We start from the raw sequence: 1,056 nt of genomic DNA on the forward strand, positions 1-1,056 counted from the left end.
CCTCAGCGGCCTTTTCCTCCTCGGAGTACCGGCGCGTGGTCGGCTTACCCGGCGACTGCTCTCTCGGCATGGCTCCATCCTCGTTTCCAAGGTCGGGAGCCTCCACCGAACCCAGGGCGACTCACTTCCCGTTCGTCCGGGGCCGGTAGGGCCGGGTCCGGCGTGGGTTGATCCCCAGCTCGGCGCAGGTGTCGCGCCACAGCTGTGAGCGGTAGGCCGGGCCGTTGTCGGACAGCACACGGACGGTTGGGACGCCGCGTTCGGCGTACCAGGCCGGATCGGCGAGTACCGCGGTGGCGGTGGTGGCGGTCGCGTCGTCGTGGATCTCGGCGTATGCGACCCGGGAGTGGTCGTCGATCACGGTGTGGACGAACGCGGTGCCCATCTTCACGTTGCAGTGGGGGTTTCGGGACTTGCATGGTGTCGCGCCGCGGTGACGTTCGCCCTGGGCTCGCCCCGACGAACGGTGGCCGCCGCCGTAAGGGAGGTTGCCCAACTTCTACACATCGACTTCTTCATATCGACGTGGAGCATGTCCGCGGGTGCGGGGTGCTCGTAGCGGCGCACCGGCTCACCGGAGGCCCGGTCCACCCCCGGCGAGCGGTTGATCCGGCACCGACGCAGTACCTCATGGGCGGTCGAGGCGGCCATTGTGACCCGGGCGGCGATCTCGACCGGGCCCAGGCGCTGCCTGAGCCGAAAGTGCACGATCTTGCGCTTGACCGGTTCCGGGGTCTTGTCCGGGCTGTGGTGTGGGCGCGAGGAGCGGTCCATCATGCCCTCTGATCCCTCGGCGCGGTAACGGTCGGCCCAGCGTTCCGCGGTCCGCCACGAGACCTGGAAGCGGGCTGTCACCGCCGAGACCGGCCAGCGCTCGTCGACGATCAGACGCGCCAGCCGTATTCGGGCACGCGGGGTGAGAGCGGCGTCAGCGTGGCGCACGAGGACCTCCCGGAGTCGTGGCGGATGCCGTCAGACAGCTCCACACCACTCCGAGAGGTCCTCACCCATCACGATCAATCAGATCGTGTCGTCACACGCCCCCGGGTCGACGGG

General features: G+C 69.0%; 1 pseudogene. It reads right to left on the minus strand.

The annotated features are described in order from the left end of the window. Positions 1-124: 124 nt before the first annotated feature. Positions 125-942: pseudogene (locus PSU4_RS30920) on the minus strand (IS481 family transposase); the annotation flags it as partial. Between the last annotated feature and the right edge of the window lie 114 nt (positions 943-1,056).

The sequence above is a fragment of the Pseudonocardia sulfidoxydans NBRC 16205 genome, assembly GCF_007989085.1.
Classification (GTDB): Bacteria; Actinomycetota; Actinomycetes; order Mycobacteriales; family Pseudonocardiaceae; genus Pseudonocardia; species Pseudonocardia sulfidoxydans.